Here is a 1,763-nt window from a genome sequence, read left to right on the forward strand (position 1 = left end):
AACCTTTCAACGTAATAGGCCGCCTAACGCTGCATTAAGGTGCGAACAACGCTAAATCTCCAAACCCAAACCACTCCACCTTAAACACTAAAGCCAAATTTAAACTGAAGTCGCCAAGCGTTGTGAGTCACTCTTGAATGCCTTGTTATGTCACGACCAAAGTCAGTCAAATTTAAGTGAAATATACTTTTAATATAATAAGGTAGCTGTAAATAGACAAAAAATCGAAGCCGAAGTATTTGTTATCGCACTACCTTGAGTAGCGCTAGCGCGATCTCTTGAATTGTCGCGCAATTAAGGATCGCGAAAGCGCCTCAAGGTTAGCATGGAAATAACTAATATTCGTCCTTTTTGCCGTCTTTCTTCCACCCCGTTAGATTACACTCAAACTTGAGTATCATTACCGTACATCCAACCTGTGATGACCGTCGTGTCATAACGCCTACTTAAGCGGAAAAATATAGTTGGCTATAATGTGAACGAAGTGAAACAGCCAACTGTATTTTTTCCGTTTGAAGTTCTTGTTAGGTTTATATTTGATAGGTTAAATCTCCGTTTCCATCCGTAACATTCGGGATACCATTTTTCAAAAACTTAAGGTTATTGTAATGAGGATTAGGATGATTATAAGAATTATCACCAACAGAAATAGCACAATCTTCTACCGAAAGCTCATTAGACCAATCATGAACAGAGAAATGCCCAGCCGCTCCACCATGATGAGGAGCAACCAAAACTGTTTTCTTATTAGAATACTTACCTAATATTGCCACTAATATCTTGCAGTAATGGTGGTCACCTGTCAGTAAAGCTAACTTTTCAGCTCCTTTCACGGCTAAAACTATACCTGTTTGATTTCTTGAGCGTCCATTAGTTGCACGATAAAGATCTATAGAATGCGAAGATATCAATAAATTTAGATCTATAGTTCTTCCAATTCTCTCCGTGTTAGGAATCAGCTTAAACGGAACTTTGTTATTCAAAATGTTATCAATTGCTTTTTGGTAAACTAACGTAGATGGTATATTAGTTGGCCCATACACAGCTTTTACTTTAGAAAAATTATCTTTGCTTAGATACTTAAGTGATTGAAAATGGTCCATATCCCAATGACTAATAATTATATAAACTGATTTTTCACTAAAATTTTTAAAACGTCTGTCAATAAGTTTTCTTATTTGAGTTTCTGAATATCTCGAAGATGCCCCTAGATCGTAAATAACCGTATCACTATTTGTTTTTATCTCATTCCAATTACCTTGTCCACAATCTACAACGACCAATTCATGCGCTAAGCCCATTGGATCAACGTTGATTGTTTCATCATACTTAGAATCCAAACTTTCAACTTTAGTCAATAATTCAGTAAACGATTCGATTTGACGTTTAATTTGAAATTTGTTCCGATAGAATGCACCACCTTCATCTTCTTTATCTGGAGATATTTCAATTATTTGGACGTCCTCGGCTTCATACTTAATCAACGGAAATCTATACCAGGAACCGGCATACATGATTTTTCTACCTTGGTATGGCAAAGTTAACCCATAAAATTTTGGATCTGAACTGCTAATCTCAATTTCAAAAACTTCCAGAAATGCCGAAAGATCTTTCTCTGATTTAAAATCTATTGTGTAATCAACAATACCTACATCTCTCTGTGCTGCGTAACTTTCTATATAGATATCTACAAAACTCATAACTTCCCTTTAAATGCGAATACGCTCAATCAACCTAACGCTCTGCTAAGCGGCAAATAAACC

General features: G+C 36.1%; 1 protein-coding gene. It reads right to left on the minus strand.

All coding sequences use genetic code 11. From position 1 onward, the window contains the following. Positions 1-530 precede the first annotated feature (530 nt). On the minus strand, positions 531-1,700 hold the full coding sequence (locus tag A1QO_RS06420; RefSeq protein WP_017039598.1) for a hypothetical protein: 1,170 nt from the start codon (positions 1,698-1,700) through the stop codon (positions 531-533). Between the last annotated feature and the right edge of the window lie 63 nt (positions 1,701-1,763).

The sequence above is a fragment of the Vibrio genomosp. F10 str. ZF-129 genome, assembly GCF_000287055.2.
Classification (GTDB): domain Bacteria; phylum Pseudomonadota; class Gammaproteobacteria; order Enterobacterales; family Vibrionaceae; genus Vibrio.